The following is a 17,024-nucleotide window of genomic DNA, read 5'->3' on the forward strand; positions in this document are numbered from 1 at the left end:
GCAAGCAGGATGTGCTCGCGGGTCTGCGGCATCGGGCCGTCGGCCGCCGAACACACCAGGATCGCGCCGTCCATCTGCGCCGCACCCGTGATCATGTTCTTCACGTAGTCGGCGTGGCCCGGGCAATCGACGTGGGCGTAGTGACGGTTTTCCGTCTCGTACTCCACGTGCGCCGTCGAGATCGTGATGCCGCGCGCACGCTCTTCCGGCGCGCCGTCGATCTCGTCATACGCCTTGAAGTCGCCGAACTGTTTCGTGATCGCCGCTGTAAGCGTCGTCTTGCCATGGTCGACGTGGCCGATCGTGCCAATGTTCACGTGCGGCTTCGTCCGCTCAAACTTTGCTTTCGCCATCGGATTTCTCCGTACCTTCGTTCTTAAAATGATGTGGCGTTGACAGCGATCAGGCGAATTTCGCCTGAACTTCCTGCGCGACGGCCTGCGGAACTTGTTCGTAGTGATCGAACACCATCGAATACTGTGCACGTCCCTGAGACATAGAGCGCAGGTTGTTCACATATCCGAACATGTTTGCGAGCGGCACCATGGCATTCACCACGGTCACGACGCCCCGGTTCTCGGTGCCGGTAATCTGGCCCCGACGCGAGTTCAGATCGCCGATCACGTCACCCATGTAGTCCTCGGGAGTGACAACCTCGACTTTCATGACCGGTTCCAGGAGCTTGGGATTGCCCTTGGCGATGGCCTCGCGGAAGCCGGCACGACCGGCAATTTCGAAGGCGAGCACGCTGGAGTCGACGTCGTGGTATGCACCGTCGATCAGCTTCGCCTTGATGTCGACCATCGGGAAACCGGCGATCGGACCCGAAGTCATCACGCTTTCGATGCCCTTCTGGACGCCCGGGATGTACTCCCGCGGAACAGAACCGCCGACGATGGTGCTCTCGAAGGAGAACCCTTCGCCCGGCTCGTTCGGCTCGATCACGATCTTGATGCGCGCGAACTGGCCGGAGCCGCCCGTCTGCTTCTTGTGCGTGTAATCGACTTCGGCTTCCCGCGTGATCGTCTCGCGGTAGGCAACCTGCGGCGCGCCGATGTTGGCTTCGACCTTGAACTCGCGCTTCATGCGATCGACGAGAATGTCGAGATGAAGCTCGCCCATGCCGGCGATGATTGTCTGGCCGCTTTCCTCGTCCGTCTTGACGCGGAAGGACGGATCCTCGGCCGCGAGACGGTTGAGAGCCAGACCCATCTTCTCCTGGTCGCTCTTGGTCTTCGGCTCGACCGCGATCTCGATGACCGGGTCGGGGAATTCCATGCGCTCGAGGATGACGGCACTGTTGGCGTCGCACAGGGTGTCGCCCGTGGTCGTGTCCTTCAGGCCGGCGACGGCAACGATATCACCTGCATAGGCGACTTCGATGTCTTCGCGGGAGTTCGAGTGCATCTGCATCATGCGACCGATGCGCTCGCGCTTGCCCTTGACCGTGTTCAGCAGGGACGAGCCCTTGTTGAGAACGCCCGAGTAGATGCGGCAGAAGGTCAGCGAACCGACGAACGGATCGTTGGCGATCTTGAAGGCGAGCATGGCGAGCGGGGATTCGTCGCTCGACTTGCGCGCAATCTCTTCTTCCGTCTTGGCGTCGATGCCCTTGATGTCCGGCACTTCGACCGGGCTCGGCAGGAAGTCGACGACAGCGTCGAGAAGCGGCTGGACGCCCTTGTTCTTGAACGCGGACCCGCAAAGAACCGGCACGAAGTCGTTGTTGATCGTGCCCTTGCGGATCAGGACCTTCAGCTCTTCCACCGAAGGCTCCTTGCCTTCGAGATAGGCTTCCATCGCGGCCTCGTCGGCCTCGACGGCAGTCTCGATCAGCAGCTCGCGATACTCGGTGGCCTGATCGACGAGATCAGCCGGGATATCGACTTCATCCCACTGCGCGCCGAGCGACTCGTCACGCCAGATGAGGGCCTTCATCTTCAGAAGGTCCACGAGACCGGCGAACTCGCTCTCGGCACCCACCGGAATTTGATACACCAGCGGGGTCGCGCCGAGGCGCTTCTTGATCATGTCGACGCAACGGAAGAAGTCCGCGCCGAGCTTGTCCATCTTGTTGACGAAGATCATGCGCGGGACATGATACTTGTCCGCCTGACGCCAGACCGTTTCGGTCTGCGGCTCGACACCGGCGTTGGCGTCGAGAAGCGCAACCGCGCCATCGAGAACACGCAGCGAGCGCTCGACTTCAATCGTGAAGTCGACGTGACCCGGCGTGTCGATGATGTTCAGGCGCTTCTCGTTCCAGAAGGCAGTGGTGGCAGCCGACGTAATCGTGATGCCGCGCTCCTGCTCCTGCTCCATCCAGTCCATCGTGGCGGCGCCGTCATGGACTTCGCCGATCTTGTGGCTCTTGCCGGTGTAAAACAGAATCCGCTCGGTCGTCGTGGTCTTGCCCGCGTCGATGTGGGCCATGATCCCGAAATTGCGGTAGTCTTCGATCTTGTGCGTGCGCGACATAATGCCAGCCTCTTGAACGTCCGATTACCAGCGGTAGTGCGAGAACGCGCGGTTGGCTTCTGCCATCCGGTGCGTGTCTTCACGCTTCTTGACGGCGGAACCGCGGCTGTTCGCGGCGTCCAGCAGCTCGCCCGACAAGCGATCGACCATGGTCGTCTCGTTGCGGTTGCGGGCCGCGGCGATCAGCCAACGGATCGCCAGCGCCTGACGGCGGTCGACCCGGACTTCCACCGGAACCTGGTAGGTGGCACCGCCAACACGGCGCGAGCGAACCTCAACCTGCGGCATGACATTGTCGAGCGCGGCGTGGAACACTTCGACCGGGTTCTGGCGAACCTTGCCTTCGATGATGTCGAATGCACCGTAAACGATGCCTTCGGCGGCCGACTTCTTTCCATGATACATGATGGAATTCATGAACTTGGTGACGACCACGTCCCCGAACTTCGGATCGGGGATGATTTCGCGCTTCTCAGCCCTGTGACGGCGTGACATAGCAGATCCTCAGACCTTGACTTCCCAAAGTACCAACCCGGGGCTGGCCTTTTTGCGCTTACCGATGACCCGTCTTCGAGCCATCCTGACTAACCTGGCATGCCTGAAAACAGACACGCAGAACCTGTGCTCATCCGACCCTGTCGGATGCTGGCGTAGCGGCGGCGCGGCACATGCCGGCCCTGGCTCCGCATGACATGCGGAATCGCACCTGTTCCCGCAAACGGGAAAGGCGCCGCCAATCGAGAGGACCACCGTTACAGCGGTCATGCGTACGATATTTTTTCGCCTCGTAATCCCGGCACCGTTTAAACTCTTCTGGGTCCGGTGCTTGGCGCGCCGGGACCGACAAGTGTTTACCGCCTGCCTTCGGGATGGGCGGAAACTACAGTCGGACCCGCCCTCCGTCAAGTGCGCCTTTCAAGAATTTCACTGGCCTTCCGCCGCCCTCCGCCAGACCGCGAATATCGATGATTCATGTCGCCGGATCCGCTTCATTCGCAATATTTGCAAATATTTCCGGTTGTTCGGCAAAAAGGAAAACGACTCTGGGTGAAGCGGCGGGATCTGCCATGCGGGTCCGGCCACGACACCGGCGCCGGAATGCGGATTCGGCCGGCGCGGTCGACACGGATTCTTAAGAATAGCGCCGCAACGGGATTCGATTCTGTCCCCGCTCGATTCTGTGTGCCGGCATGTCTATTCGCGGTAGGCGATCACCGCCACCTCCCCCCCCATCGCATCGGCATAGGCGCTTTCGAAGGTCGGATCGTCCGGCTCCTCCAGAATGATCCCGATCTGGTCGAGGTCCGCCTCGACGAAGCCTTGCGAGGCAAGCGCGTTGAGCGCCGCGCGCACGGCGCTGTCCTCGTCCGGCGCCCGCAACAGGATGTTGACGGGAATATCGGCTTCCGGCGTGCCGACCCCGCCCTCGCGCGCCCGCCCCATGATGATGTAGACCGGCGGCGCCGATTCCGAATGGCTCTCGCTCATGCTGTTTCCTTCCCCGCAAAGGAGGCCCGACCGGATCGCGTTGGCGGTCGGACCAGTCTGCCGTGACAAACAGAAAGGGCCGCACGATGGCGGCCCTTTCAATCGGTTTTCGCAATGCGCCGCCTATTCGGTGACGCCGCTCAGGTCTTCCAGCATCGTATCTGCCTGAGGTGCCGTCGACGCCGCCTTGCGGGCATCGAGGATCAGGTCGTCGCGATGCTGCGCCACCTGGCGGATGCGGGTCATCATGCCGCCCGTACCGGCCGGGATGAGACGTCCGACGATGACGTTTTCCTTGAGGCCCTCGAGCGAATCTTCCTTGCCGTTGACTGCGGCTTCGGTAAGGACGCGCGTGGTCTCCTGGAAGGACGCCGCCGAGATGAACGAACGCGTCTGCAGGCTCGCCTTGGTGATACCCAAGAGAACCGGGACACCGCTGGCGGGTGCCCGAGCGTCGTCGATGGTCCGCTCGTTGATCTCGTCGAGTTCCAGACGATCGACCTGCTCGCCGTTGAGCAGCTCGGTGTCGCCGGCATCGGTGATCTCGACCTTCTGCAACATCTGGCGAACGATCACCTCGATGTGCTTGTCGTTGATCACCACGCCCTGGAGGCGATAGACCTCCTGGATCTCGTTGACCAGATAGGCAGCCAGCGCCTCAACGCCCCGGATCGCCAGGATGTCGTGCGGCGCAGGATTGCCGTCGAGCAGGTACTCGCCCTTCTCGATCGTATCGCCTTCCTGCAGGTGGAAGTGTTTCCCCTTCGGAATGAGATACTCCACCGGCTCCGCACCTTCCTCGTGCGGTTCGATGATGATCCGGCGCTTGTTCTTGTAATCGCGCCCGAAGCGGATCGTGCCATCGACCTCGGCGATGATGGCATGGTCCTTCGGACGACGGGCCTCGAACAGCTCCGCCACACGCGGCAGACCGCCGGTGATGTCCTTGGTCTTGGCGCTTTCCAGCGGGATACGTGCAAGCACGTCGCCGGCCTTGACCTCGGCACCGATCTGCACCGACAGGATCGCATCCACCGACAGCAGCGACCGTGCGTCGCCGCCGCGCGGCAGCTTGTTGATCGTGCCGTCGGCCGCCTTGACCACGAGGGCCGGCTTCAGGTCGTTGCCGCGCTGGGACGTGCGCCAGTCCATGACGACACGCTTGGTGATGCCGGTCGCCTCGTCCGTCGTCTCCTGCACGGAGACGCCTTCGACGAGATCCTCGGAATCGACCACACCATCGACCTCGGTGAGGATCGGGCGGGTATAGGGATCCCACTCCGCGATCCGCTGGCCGCGCGTGACCGCATCGCCCTCGTCGACATGCAGCTTCGAGCCGTATGCGACGCGGTGAACGGCGCGCTCGTTCTCGTCGGCATCGATGATCACCACGGCCATGTTGCGGGCCATGGCAATCAGGTTGCCGTCGGAATCGCGCGCCAGGTTGCGATTGCGGATCGTCACCGTGCCTTCGAAGTTGGACTCGATGAACGACTGGTCCACAACCTGCGCCGTTCCGCCAATGTGGAACGTACGCATGGTCAGCTGGGTGCCCGGCTCGCCGATCGACTGCGCCGCGATGACGCCGACCGCCTCGCCCATGTTGACCGGCGTTCCGCGGGCGAGGTCACGACCGTAACAGGTCGCGCAGACGCCGCGCTTGGTGGAACAGGTCAGAACGGAGCGGATCTTGATCATCTGGACGTTTGCCGCCTCGATGGCCTCGACGTCCTTCTCCTCGATCAGGGTGCCGCGCGGAACGATGACCTCGCCAGTGGCGTGGTTGACCACGTCTTCCGCCGCCGTACGGCCGAGAACGCGATGGCCGAGCGACGCGATGACCTGGCCGGCGTCGACGATCGCCTGGATCGTGATGCCGTTCTCCGATCCGCAGTCATCCTCGAGGATGATGCTGTCCTGCGCCACGTCGACGAGACGACGGGTCAGGTAACCGGAGTTGGCCGTCTTCAGCGCCGTATCGGCCAGACCCTTACGTGCACCGTGCGTGGAGTTGAAGTACTCCAGCACCGACAGGCCTTCCTTGAAGTTCGAGATGATCGGCGTCTCGATGATCTCGCCCGACGGCTTGGCCATGAGGCCACGCATGCCGGCAAGCTGCTTCATCTGCGCGGGGCTGCCACGGGCACCGGAGTGCGACATCATGTAGATCGAGTTGATCTGCTTCTGCCGGCCGGTTTCCTCGTCGTGCTCCACGGACTGAATCCGCTTCATCATCTCGTCGGCGACGCGATCCGTGCACTTCGCCCAGGCATCGACGACCTTGTTGTACTTCTCGCCCTGGGTGATCAGGCCATCGTTGTACTGCTGCTCGTATTCCTTGACGAGCGACGCCGTCTGATCGACCAGCCCGGCCTTGGACGACGGGATCACCATGTCGTCCTTGCCGAAGGAAATACCGGCGCGGCAGGCGTGGTTGAAGCCCAGGCCCATGATCCGGTCGCAGAAGATGACCGTCTCCTTCTGCCCGCAGGCGCGGTAGACGGCGTCGATCATGCGGCTGACGTCCTTTTTGGTCATCAGCTTGTTGCATACGTCGTAGGGAACTTCGTGGTGCTTGGGCAGCAGTTCGCCGATCAGCATCCGGCCCGGCGTCGTCTCGATGATCCGGGTGACGGGTGTCCCGTCGGCCTCGACCGTGTGGACCCGGCCCTTGATCTTGGCGTGCAGCGTCACGGCGCCGGTTTCCAGCGCATGGTGCAGCTCACCGATGTTGCCGAACACCATCCCCTCGCCCGGCTCGCCGTCGGCGATGAGAGACAGGTAATACAGCCCGAGCACGATGTCCTGCGACGGCACGATGATCGGAGACCCGTTCGCCGGATGCAGGATGTTGTTCGTCGACATCATCAGCGTGCGCGCTTCGAGCTGGGCTTCCAGCGACAGCGGCACGTGAACGGCCATCTGGTCACCGTCGAAGTCGGCGTTGAACGCCGCGCAGACGAGCGGATGCAGCTGGATCGCCTTGCCCTCGATCAGGGTCGGTTCGAACGCCTGGATGCCGAGACGGTGAAGCGTCGGCGCACGGTTCAGGAGAACCGGGTGCTCGCGGATCACCTCGTCGAGGATGTCCCAGACCTCCGGACGCTCCTTCTCCACGAGCTTCTTCGCCTGCTTCACCGTGGAGGAGAAGCCCTTGGCGTCGAGGCGCGAGTAGATGAACGGCTTGAACAGCTCGAGCGCCATCTTCTTCGGCAGGCCGCACTGGTGCAGCTTGAGTTCCGGCCCCACGGTGATGACCGAACGACCCGAATAGTCGACGCGCTTGCCGAGCAGGTTCTGGCGGAACCGGCCCTGCTTGCCCTTGAGCATGTCCGACAGCGACTTCAGCGGACGCTTGTTGGCGCCCGTGATGACGCGGCCACGACGGCCGTTGTCGAACAGGGCGTCGACCGATTCCTGCAGCATCCGCTTTTCGTTACGGATGATGATGTCGGGCGCACGCAGTTCCATCAGGCGCCGCAAACGGTTGTTGCGGTTGATGACGCGGCGGTACAGGTCGTTGAGGTCGGACGTGGCGAAACGGCCGCCATCGAGCGGGACCAGCGGACGCAGGTCCGGCGGGATCACGGGAACGACGGTGAGGATCATCCACTCCGGGCGGTTGCCGGATTCGATGAACGCTTCCACGACCTTCAGACGCTTGGCGAGCTTCTTCGGCTTCAGCTCGGTCGTCGCCTCGGAGATCTCCTTGCGGATGTGGTCGCGCTCCTTCTCCAGGTCGAGCGACATCAGCATCTCGCGGATCGCCTCGGCGCCGATCATCGCGGTGAAGGCATCTTCGCCGTATTCGTCCTGGGCGCGAACATAGTCTTCTTCCGACAGAAGCTGGTTCGGCTTCAGCGGCGTCAGGCCCGGCTCGAGCACCACGTAATATTCGAAGTACAGAACCCGCTCGAGGTCCTTCAGCGTCATGTCGAGCAGAAGGCCGATACGCGAGGGCAGCGACTTCAGGAACCAGATGTGCGCGACCGGAGCGGCGAGCTCGATGTGGCCCATCCGCTCGCGACGAACCCGCGACAACGTTACTTCGACGCTGCACTTCTCGCAGATCACGCCCTTGTACTTCATGCGCTTGTACTTGCCGCACAAGCACTCGTAATCCTTGATCGGACCGAACACGCGTGCGCAGAACAAGCCGTCGCGCTCGGGCTTGAAAGTCCGGTAGTTGATCGTTTCGGGCTTCTTGATCTCACCAAACGACCACGACAGGATCTTCTCCGGGCTCGCGATCGAAATCTTGATGTGATCAAAGGTCTGCACGGGAGCCTGCTGATTAAACAGGTTCATGACCTCATGATTCATGGGCTCTCTCCTCGAATGCGCGGATGGGGAGCGGCACAACGGCCCCGCTCCCCTTTCCGGCAATACGTCAACGTGTATCAGCGTCAATCATCGGCGCGGATCACTCCGCGGCGTCGACCGCCGGAACCCCCGAGTCATCCGTCAGGGGCAATTTTTCGTCCTTCAGCTCCACATTGAGGCCGAGGGAGCGCATTTCCTTCACAAGCACGTTGAAGCTCTCCGGGATGCCGGCCTCGAAGGTATCGTCACCGCGGACGATCGCCTCATAGACCTTGGTACGCCCGGCAACGTCATCCGACTTCACAGTCAGCATTTCCTGCAGGGTATAGGCTGCACCGTAGGCTTCCAGAGCCCAGACCTCCATCTCGCCGAACCGCTGGCCGCCGAACTGGGCCTTGCCGCCGAGCGGCTGCTGCGTGACCAGCGAGTACGGGCCGATCGAACGGGCGTGGATCTTGTCGTCGACCAGGTGGTGGAGCTTCAGCATGTAGATGTAGCCCACGGTCACCTGACGGTCGAACTGCTCGCCGGTCCGCCCGTCGAAGAGGGTCGACTGACCCGACCCGTTGTAGCGGGCCTGCTCCAGCATCGTGACGATATCCGGCTCGCGCGCACCGTCGAACACCGGCGTGGCGATCGGGACGCCCGTCTTGAGCTGGTCGGCAAGCCGCAGCAGCGACTCCTCGTCGTAGTCGGCCACCGGCTCGCTCTTCGTGGTGTCGCTGAAGACCTCGACGATCTCGCTGCGCAGCGCGTCGATCTTGCCGGAGCGCTTGTACTCCTCGTAGAGCTCGCCGATCTTCATGCCCATGCCCGCACAGGCCCAGCCCAGATGGGTCTCCAGGATCTGGCCGACGTTCATCCGGCTCGGCACGCCGAGCGGGTTCAGCACGATGTCGACATAGTCGCCATTGTCCAGGAACGGCATGTCCTCGATCGGGTTGATCTTGGACACGACACCCTTGTTGCCGTGACGGCCGGCCATCTTGTCGCCCGGCTGGATCTTGCGCTTCACCGCGACGAAGACCTTGACCATCTTCATGACGCCCGGCGGAAGCTCGTCGCCGCGCTGCAGCTTTTCCACCTTGTCGATGAAACGCTGTTCGAGGCGCTTGCGGCTTTCGTCGTACTGACCGCGAAGCGCTTCCACTTCGCTCATCAGCTTTTCGTCCTCGACGGCGATTTGCCACCACTGCGACCGCGGGTACTCGTTCAGGACGTCACCGGTGACTTCGGTGTTCTTCTTGAACTGCTTCGGTCCGGCAACGGCCATCTTGCCGAGAAGCATCTCGGCCAGACGCCCGTAGACGTTGCGGTCCAGGATCGCCTGCTCGTCATCGCGGTCCTTGGCGAGGCGTTCGATTTCCTCGCGCTCGATCGCCATCGCGCGCTCGTCCTTCTCCACACCGTGGCGGTTGAAGACGCGCACTTCCACGACCGTACCGGTCACGCCCGGCGGGATGCGAAGCGAGGTATCGCGAACGTCGGAGGCCTTCTCGCCGAAGATGGCGCGCAGGAGCTTTTCCTCCGGCGTCATCGGGCTTTCGCCCTTCGGCGTGATCTTGCCGACCAGGATGTCGCCCGGCTTCAGCTCGGCGCCGATATAGACGATGCCGGCCTCGTCGAGGTTCTTCAGCGCTTCTTCCGACACGTTCGGAATGTCGCGCGTGATTTCTTCCGGCCCGAGCTTCGTGTCACGCGCCATCACTTCGAATTCCTCGATGTGAATGGAGGTGAACACGTCATCGCGCACGATGCGCTCCGACAGCAGGATGGAATCCTCGAAGTTGTAGCCGTTCCAGGGCATGAACGCGACGCGCACGTTGCGGCCGAGCGCGAGATCGCCGAGGTCGGTCGAGGGACCGTCCGCGATGATGTCGCCCTTGGAAATGACGTCGCCCACACGCACCAGCGGACGCTGGTTGATGCAGGTGTTCTGGTTCGAGCGCTGGAACTTCATCAGCTGGTAGATGTCGACGCCGGACTTCGACGGGTCGTTGTCTTCCGTGGCGCGGATGACGATACGGGTCGCGTCGACCTGGTCGACGACACCCGTCCGCCGGGCGGCGATGGCCGCACCGGAATCGCGTGCCACCACCGGCTCCATGCCGGTGCCGACGAACGGCGCCTCGGCGCGCACCAGCGGCACGGCCTGACGCATCATGTTCGAGCCCATCAGCGCGCGGTTGGCGTCATCGTTTTCCAGGAACGGAATGAGCGATGCCGCAACCGAAACCAGCTGCTTCGGCGACACATCCATGAACTCCACCCGCTCGGGCGGCAGCAGCATGTTCTCACCCGCGTGACGGCAGGTGATCAGGTCGTTTGCAAAGCGGCCGTCGTCGTCAAGCACGGCGTTGGCCTGGGCGATATGATACTTCGCCTCTTCCATCGCCGACAGATAGACGGTCTCGGCCGTGACCTGGCCTTCCTTCACCTTGCGGTACGGGCTTTCGATAAAGCCGTACTTGTTGATGCGCGCGAAGGTCGCCAGTGAGTTGATCAGGCCGATGTTCGGGCCTTCCGGCGTCTCGATCGGACAGATGCGGCCATAGTGCGTCGGATGAACGTCACGGACCTCGAAGCCCGCGCGCTCACGCGTCAGGCCGCCGGGCCCGAGCGCCGAGAGGCGACGCTTGTGGGTGACTTCCGACAGCGGATTGGTCTGATCCATGAACTGCGACAGCTGCGAGGAGCCGAAGAATTCGCGCACGGCGGCGGCCGCCGGCTTGGCGTTGATCAGATCCTGCGGCATGACCGTGTCGATCTCGACGGAGGACATGCGCTCCTTGATGGCGCGCTCCATGCGCAACAGACCGACGCGGTACTGGTTTTCCATCAGCTCGCCGACCGAGCGCACCCGGCGGTTGCCGAGGTTGTCGATGTCGTCGATCTCGCCGCGCCCGTCACGCAGGTCGAGCAACAGGGTGATCACGGCAAGGATGTCTTCCTTGCGCAGCGTGCGCACCGTGTCCTCGCACTGCAGGTCGAGGCGCATGTTCATCTTCACGCGACCGACGGCCGACAGGTCGTAACGCTCGCTGTCGAAGAACAGCGAGGAGAACATCGCCTCGGCCGTCTCGATCGTGGGCGGCTCGCCCGGGCGCATCACGCGGTAGATGTCGAAGAGCGCATCCTCGCGGCTCTCGTTCTTGTCGACGGCCAGCGTGTTGCGGATGTAGCCGCCGGTGGTCACGTGGTCGATGTCGAGGATCGAGAGCTCGTCGTAGCCCTGCTCGATCAGGTCGGCGAGGACCTTCTCGTTGATCTCGTCGCCGGCTTCCGCATAGACCTCGCCCGAGGACGGGTCGACCATGTCCTCTGCGAGGTAATGGCCGTGCAGGTCTTCGTCGACGACCTTGAGCGCGGTGACGCCCTTGTCGGAAAGCTGACGGATCGTGCGGGCGGTGATCTTGCGACCCGCCTCCACAACGACCTCGCCGCTGTCGGCATCGATCAGGTCGAAGGCGGCCTTGGTGCCCTTCAGGCGGTCGCCGTCGAACGCAACCTTCCAGCTGCCCTCACCCGCACGCGTGTAGTCGATGCGGCGGTAGAAGGTGTTGAGGATCTCCTCGCCGTCGAGGCCGAGGGCCTTGAGCAGCGACGTGACCGGGATCTTGCGGCGGCGGTCGATGCGCGCGTGCACGATGTCCTTCGCGTCGAACTCGATGTCGAGCCACGACCCGCGATAAGGAATGATGCGCGCGGCGAAGAGCAGCTTGCCGGACGAATGGGTCTTGCCCTTGTCGTGATCGAAGAACACGCCCGGAGAGCGGTGCATCTGCGAAACGATCACGCGTTCGGTGCCGTTGACGACAAAGGTGCCGTTGTCCGTCATGAAGGGCATGTCGCCCATGTAGACGTCCTGCTCCTTGATGTCCTTGACGGACTTCGCGCCGGTGTCCTCGTCGACATCGAACACGATCAGGCGCAGGGTCACCTTGAGCGGCGCGGCGAAGGTCATGCCGCGCTGGCGGCACTCCTCGACGTCGTACTTCGGCTGCTCGAACTCGTAGCTCACGAACTCGAGGAGCGCGGTCCCGGCAAAATCGGAAATCGGAAAGACGGACTTGAACACCGCCTCCAATCCCTCTTCAAAACGTCCGGAATCCGGCTTGTCGACCTGCAGGAACTGGTCGTAAGACGCTTTCTGGACCTCGATGAGATTGGGCATCGCGGCGACTTCGCGGATCGATCCATAGACCTTACGGACCCGCTTGCGACCGTTGAACGTGTGCGCCATTGTCGCTCCTCGTTTCGATCTGATACGGCTCTCCGAAAAGCCGATCCCGGCCTAACCGCGACATGCCGGCGGCATGTATACGGCCCTTCGGAGAACCCTCCCTTCTTAGGGACGGATACCCCGGACAGGATTTCCCGCCGGGGTCGGTACGACGGTCCCGGCACAAGGCCGGGACCGCAAGGGACAAGCCCCGATTACTTCAGCTCGACCTTGGCGCCGGCTTCCTCGAGCTTCTTCTTCAGCTCTTCTGCCTCGTCCTTGGCCACGCCTTCCTTGACCGGCTTCGGAGCGCCCTCGACCAGGTCCTTGGCTTCCTTGAGGCCAAGACCCGTGATCGCACGGACTTCCTTGATGACGTTGATCTTCTTGGCGCCGGCATCGGCGAGGATCACGTCGAACTCGGTCTGCTCTTCTTCCGCGGCGGCGGCTGCGCCACCACCGGCTGCGGCAACAGCGGCCACCGGAGCTGCGGCGGAAACGCCCCACTTCTCTTCCAGCATCTTGGAAAGCTCTGCGGCTTCCATGACGGTGAGGGCGGAAAGGTCTTCAACGATCTTTTCGAGATCAGCCATTTTCGTTCATTCCTGTGGTTCGAACCGTGTTCGGTTTCGACAGTGTGTTGGTCTTCCGCCTTATGCGGCTTCGTCCTTCTCGGCATACGCGCCGAAGACGCGGGCAAGCTGCCCGGCCGGTGCGTTGACGACCTGGGCGATACGGGTTGCGGGAGTGGAAACCATGCCCACCAGCTTTGCCCGCAGCTCGTCCAGCGACGGCATGTCGGCAAGCGCCTTCACCCCGTTCGCGTCCAGGTTCGTCGAGCCCAGTGCGCCGCCCAGAACCACCATCTTCTCGTGGGTCTTGGCGAATGCCACCGTCGCCTTCGCGGCTGCGACCGGATCGTGCGAATATGCAACGACGGTCGGACCGGTGAAGAGGTCGGTGATGTGCTCGAACTCAGTGCCTCGAAGGGCAAGCTTTACAAGACGGTTCTTGGCGACTTTGACCGAGCCGCCGGCTTCGCGAACCTGGGCCCGGAAGGCCGTCATGTCCGCAACCGAAAGGCCGGCATAGTGCGCAACGACGACAACGCCGGTGTCATTCAACACCTCGTTGAACGACGCAACGAACTCGCGCTTCTCCGTTCTTTCCACTTGCCTACTCCATATAGCGGCGAATGCCGCCGGTTTGTCTTTGCCGCCCGTCGGCGTGTTCCAAGCGGAACCTCCGGCGGACAACACCGAGGATCCTGCCCCCTCGCGCACCCTTCGGCACGGCAAGGACAAACGGTTCGAACCGGCGACACACGGCCGCGTTGATCGGTTCGCACCCGTCTATGCAGGCCCACCTGGGCTTAAGCGGTTTTCCGAGGCACGCCTCGCAAACCCCACCTGCAGTCTCGGACAGGACGTCCGCCGTTTCCGGCGAACGATCCGCCCGGCCGGAGCCGGACGGAATTCTGTGTCCCTCTCGCCTGCCGAAGCAGGCCTCGGAACGGGCGCGGCACGCGGCCGCGCCGGACGCATCACACGCTGATGCTGGACACGTCGACCTTGAAGCCCGGGCCCATCGTGGACGAAATCGCCACGCGCTTCAGGTAGGTGCCCTTGGCGCCCGTCGGCTTGGCTTTCACCACCGCATCGACGATCGCCTTGATGTTCTCGCTCAGCTTGTCGGCGTCGAACGACGTCTTGCCAACGCCGGCATGAACGATGCCCGCCTTCTCGACGCGGAACTGCACGGCGCCGCCCTTGGCGTCGTTGACAGCGGACTTCACGTCCGGCGTCACCGTTCCGACCTTCGGGTTCGGCATCAGGCCACGCGGGCCGAGCACCTTGCCGAGACGGCCGACCAGCGGCATCATGTCCGGCGTCGCGATGCAGCGATCGAAATCGATCTTGCCCGACTGGACTTCGGCCACGAGTTCTTCCGCACCGACGACATCCGCACCGGCCGCCTTGGCTTCGTCAGCCTTGTCGCCACGGGCGAACACGGCGACGCGAACCGACTTGCCCGTGCCGTTCGGCAGGACGCAGACGCCACGGACCATCTGGTCGGCGTGACGCGGATCGACACCGAGGTTGATGGCGATCTCGACGGATTCGTCGAACTTCGTCTTCGCGCGCTCCTTGACCATCGCAAGCGCGTCGGTCAGCGGATAGAGCTTGTTGCGATCGACGCCCTCACGGGCGGCCTTGATGCGCTTTCCAACTTTCGCCATCGTCTTACTCCGTGACCTCGATACCCATGGACCGCGCGGAGCCTTCGACCATCAGCATGGCTGCGTCGATGTCCGTCGCGTTCAGATCCGCCATTTTCGCCTGGGCGATTTCGCGAACCTGGTCACGCGTGACCTTGCCGGCATATCCGCCCTTGCCCGGGGTCTTGTGCCCGGACTTCACGCCCGACATCTTCTTCAGGAAGAAGCTGACCGGGGCCGTCTTCACCTGGAAGGTGAAAGAGCGGTCGGAGTAATAGGTGATCACGGTCGGGCACGGAGCGCCCTTCTCCACATCCTGGGTCTGCGCGTTGAACGCCTTGCAGAATTCCATGATGTTGAGGCCGCGCTGACCAAGTGCAGGACCGATCGGGGGCGACGGTGTCGCGGACCCGGCGGGCACCTGCAGCTTGATGTAACCTTCGATTTTCTTCGCCATTCAACTCTCCAACTGGCGCTGCCGGCACCGCCGGCGTTCTCAGAAAGTCAGGTGGTGCGGCCGAAACGCCCGGCGAACGATGCGCTTCAAACCTCCCACCAGGGAGCGGGGGCACCGCTTGCGCCCCCGATTGACCGCCCTTTCGGACGGCAAAACCGGCCTTTTGGCCGATCTTCATGCCGAAAGGCTCCGGCCACAGCCACCCCTCCGGACATTTTCCGGAGACGCGACCGCAAGACTCAGAGCTTTTCGACTTGTCCGTATTCCAGTTCGACCGGGGTTGCCCGTCCGAAGATCGAGACGGCGACCTTGAGCCTGGCCCGCTCGTCGTCGACTTCTTCCACATGGCCCGAGAACGACGCGAACGGCCCGTCCGACACGCGCACCTGCTCGCCGATCTCGAAGCTGATCGACGGCTTCGGACGCTCCACACCTTCCTGCACCTGGTGCAGGATACGCATGGCCTCCGCATCCGCGATCGGCATCGGCTTCTGGTCCGCGCCGAGGAAACCCGTCACCTTGGGCGTGTTCTTGATCAGATGGAATGCCTCGTTGGTCATCTCCATCTTGACCAGAACATAGCCGGGGAAAAACTTGCGCTCCGCATCGACCTTGCGCCCGCGGCGCACCTCGACGACCTTCTCGGTCGGGACGAGAATCTCTTCGAAGAGATCCTCAAGCCCCTGCTGCGCCGCCTTTTCCCGAATCGCATCCGCCACCTTCTTCTCGAAATTCGAGTAGGCGTGGACGATATACCAACGCTTGGCCATAATCCCTCAAGCCGATTGTGAACCGGACGCAGCCCTTAGCTTGCGACGCCCAGCAGCCAGCCGATACCCTGGCCCATCAGCCAGTCAGCCAGCAAAAAGAAGATGGCGGCGAGAAAAACCATGATGAAGACCATGACGGTCGTCACAGCGGTTTCCCGACGCGTCGGCCACGTCACTTTGGACGTTTCCGACCGCACCTGTTGGATGAACGTGAAAGGATTCGATTTCGCCATTCAACTGCCGGTCTATTCACGACACACAGGCGCGCGGAGTCATCCACGCGCCTTGGTCGAAAGCCCTAATTAAGGCCTAACGGCCCCGCGATCAAGAGCAAAGGTGGCAGGGGCGGAGGGACTCGAACCCCCGGCCCTCGGTTTTGGAGACCGATGCTCTACCAGCTGAGCTACACCCCTAGACCTTTCAAAGCCTGACTTAGAGGTGTTTTGTCCTCGCTTCAAGCGGGAAATGGCCCGGCCGCCAATTAATTCACATCCTTCGCGAATTCGCGCCCGCCGCACGGGCGTCAACAAGTTCGCGGCCGTGGCCTCAAACGCAAAAAAGGCGCCCCAAAGGGCGCCTTTCCGTCTCGCTGCGGTCCGCGGGCGGACACAAGGTCCGTCCCGCGGGTCTCGCGGATTACTCGATGATCGACGCGACGACGCCGGCACCGACCGTGCGGCCGCCTTCGCGGATCGCGAAGCGAAGTCCGTCTTCCATCGCGATCGGCACGATCAGCGTCACGACGACCGACACATTGTCGCCCGGCATGACCATTTCCGTGCCTTCCGGAAGATCGACAACGCCCGTAACGTCCGTCGTGCGGAAGTAGAACTGCGGACGGTAGTTCGTGAAGAACGGCGTGTGACGACCGCCCTCTTCCTTCGTCAGGATGTAGGCTTCCGCATTGAACTTCGTGTGCGGCGTAACCGAACCCGGCTTGCACAGAACCTGACCGCGCTCGACGTCTTCACGACCGATGCCGCGGATCAGCGCGCCGATGTTGTCGCCAGCCTGGCCCTGATCGAGCAGCTTGCGGAACATCTCGACGCCCGTAACCGTCGTCTTCTT

General features: G+C 62.7%; 13 protein-coding genes and 1 tRNA gene. All 14 read right to left on the reverse strand.

The features are described from left to right. The coding region (locus G572_RS25495; protein ID WP_156884588.1) for a GTP-binding protein at positions 1-353 on the reverse strand (353 nt) is incomplete at its 3' end. Between the two features lie 49 nt (positions 354-402). Then, a complete protein-coding gene (gene fusA / locus G572_RS0112170; protein WP_029058723.1) occupies positions 403-2,478 on the reverse strand; it encodes an elongation factor G in 2,076 nt (691 codons plus the stop codon). 24 nt (positions 2,479-2,502) lie between these two features. After that, positions 2,503-2,973, reverse strand: coding sequence for a 30S ribosomal protein S7 (rpsG, locus tag G572_RS0112175; RefSeq protein ID WP_029058724.1), 471 nt, complete (start codon positions 2,971-2,973; stop codon positions 2,503-2,505). A gap of 699 nt (positions 2,974-3,672) precedes the next feature. Beyond that, positions 3,673-3,966, reverse strand: coding sequence for a hypothetical protein (locus G572_RS0112180; RefSeq protein ID WP_029058725.1), 294 nt, complete (start codon positions 3,964-3,966; stop codon positions 3,673-3,675). Between the two features lie 123 nt (positions 3,967-4,089). Then, positions 4,090-8,289 (reverse strand): DNA-directed RNA polymerase subunit beta', encoded by a 4,200-nt coding sequence (gene rpoC / locus G572_RS0112185; RefSeq protein WP_029058726.1) that lies wholly within the window; start codon positions 8,287-8,289, stop codon positions 4,090-4,092. 100 nt (positions 8,290-8,389) lie between these two features. Then, positions 8,390-12,532, reverse strand: coding sequence for a DNA-directed RNA polymerase subunit beta (rpoB, locus tag G572_RS0112190; protein WP_029058727.1), 4,143 nt, complete (start codon positions 12,530-12,532; stop codon positions 8,390-8,392). Positions 12,533-12,726: 194 nt separating this feature from the next. After that, positions 12,727-13,104: a 50S ribosomal protein L7/L12 gene (rplL, locus tag G572_RS0112195; RefSeq protein ID WP_029058728.1), complete on the reverse strand. Its 378-nt coding sequence runs from the start codon at positions 13,102-13,104 to the stop codon at positions 12,727-12,729. Between the two features lie 60 nt (positions 13,105-13,164). Beyond that, positions 13,165-13,683: a 50S ribosomal protein L10 gene (gene rplJ / locus G572_RS0112200; RefSeq protein ID WP_029058729.1), complete on the reverse strand. Its 519-nt coding sequence runs from the start codon at positions 13,681-13,683 to the stop codon at positions 13,165-13,167. A gap of 371 nt (positions 13,684-14,054) precedes the next feature. Then, positions 14,055-14,750, reverse strand: coding sequence for a 50S ribosomal protein L1 (gene rplA, locus G572_RS0112205; RefSeq protein WP_029058730.1), 696 nt, complete (start codon positions 14,748-14,750; stop codon positions 14,055-14,057). Positions 14,751-14,754: 4 nt separating this feature from the next. After that, positions 14,755-15,186, reverse strand: coding sequence for a 50S ribosomal protein L11 (gene rplK, locus G572_RS0112210; protein ID WP_029058731.1), 432 nt, complete (start codon positions 15,184-15,186; stop codon positions 14,755-14,757). A 239-nt stretch (positions 15,187-15,425) separates the two neighbouring features. Next, the gene (gene nusG, locus G572_RS0112215) at positions 15,426-15,956 is read right to left on the reverse strand and encodes a transcription termination/antitermination protein NusG (RefSeq protein ID WP_029058732.1); all 531 of its coding nucleotides are present in this window, start codon (positions 15,954-15,956) and stop codon (positions 15,426-15,428) included. A gap of 35 nt (positions 15,957-15,991) precedes the next feature. Next, a complete protein-coding gene (gene secE / locus G572_RS0112220; protein WP_029058733.1) occupies positions 15,992-16,189 on the reverse strand; it encodes a preprotein translocase subunit SecE in 198 nt (65 codons plus the stop codon). A gap of 104 nt (positions 16,190-16,293) precedes the next feature. Further along, positions 16,294-16,369 (reverse strand) — tRNA-Trp (locus tag G572_RS0112225). Between the two features lie 223 nt (positions 16,370-16,592). Continuing rightward, positions 16,593-17,024: EF-Tu C-terminal domain-related protein (locus tag G572_RS0112230; protein ID WP_029057584.1), on the reverse strand; the 432-nt coding region annotated here is incomplete at its 5' end.

This window comes from Stappia stellulata DSM 5886 (genome assembly GCF_000423705.1).
Classification (GTDB): Bacteria; Pseudomonadota; Alphaproteobacteria; order Rhizobiales; family Stappiaceae; genus Stappia; species Stappia stellulata.

Bases quoted from the DNA above. Each gene is read 5' to 3' on its own strand.
- G572_RS0112180 (WP_029058725.1), bottom strand. From the start codon at position 3,966: ATGAGCGAGAGCCATTCGGAATCGGCGCCGCCGGTCTACATCATCATG.
- rplA (WP_029058730.1), bottom strand. From the start codon at position 14,750: ATGGCGAAAGTTGGAAAGCGCATCAAGGCCGCCCGTGAGGGCGTCGAT.
- rpoB (WP_029058727.1), bottom strand. From the start codon at position 12,532: ATGGCGCACACGTTCAACGGTCGCAAGCGGGTCCGTAAGGTCTATGGA.
- rpoC (WP_029058726.1), bottom strand. From the start codon at position 8,289: ATGAATCATGAGGTCATGAACCTGTTTAATCAGCAGGCTCCCGTGCAG.
- rplK (WP_029058731.1), bottom strand. From the start codon at position 15,186: ATGGCGAAGAAAATCGAAGGTTACATCAAGCTGCAGGTGCCCGCCGGG.
- secE (WP_029058733.1), bottom strand. From the start codon at position 16,189: ATGGCGAAATCGAATCCTTTCACGTTCATCCAACAGGTGCGGTCGGAA.
- fusA (WP_029058723.1), bottom strand. From the start codon at position 2,478: ATGTCGCGCACGCACAAGATCGAAGACTACCGCAATTTCGGGATCATG.
- nusG (WP_029058732.1), bottom strand. From the start codon at position 15,956: ATGGCCAAGCGTTGGTATATCGTCCACGCCTACTCGAATTTCGAGAAG.
- rplL (WP_029058728.1), bottom strand. From the start codon at position 13,104: ATGGCTGATCTCGAAAAGATCGTTGAAGACCTTTCCGCCCTCACCGTC.
- rpsG (WP_029058724.1), bottom strand. From the start codon at position 2,973: ATGTCACGCCGTCACAGGGCTGAGAAGCGCGAAATCATCCCCGATCCG.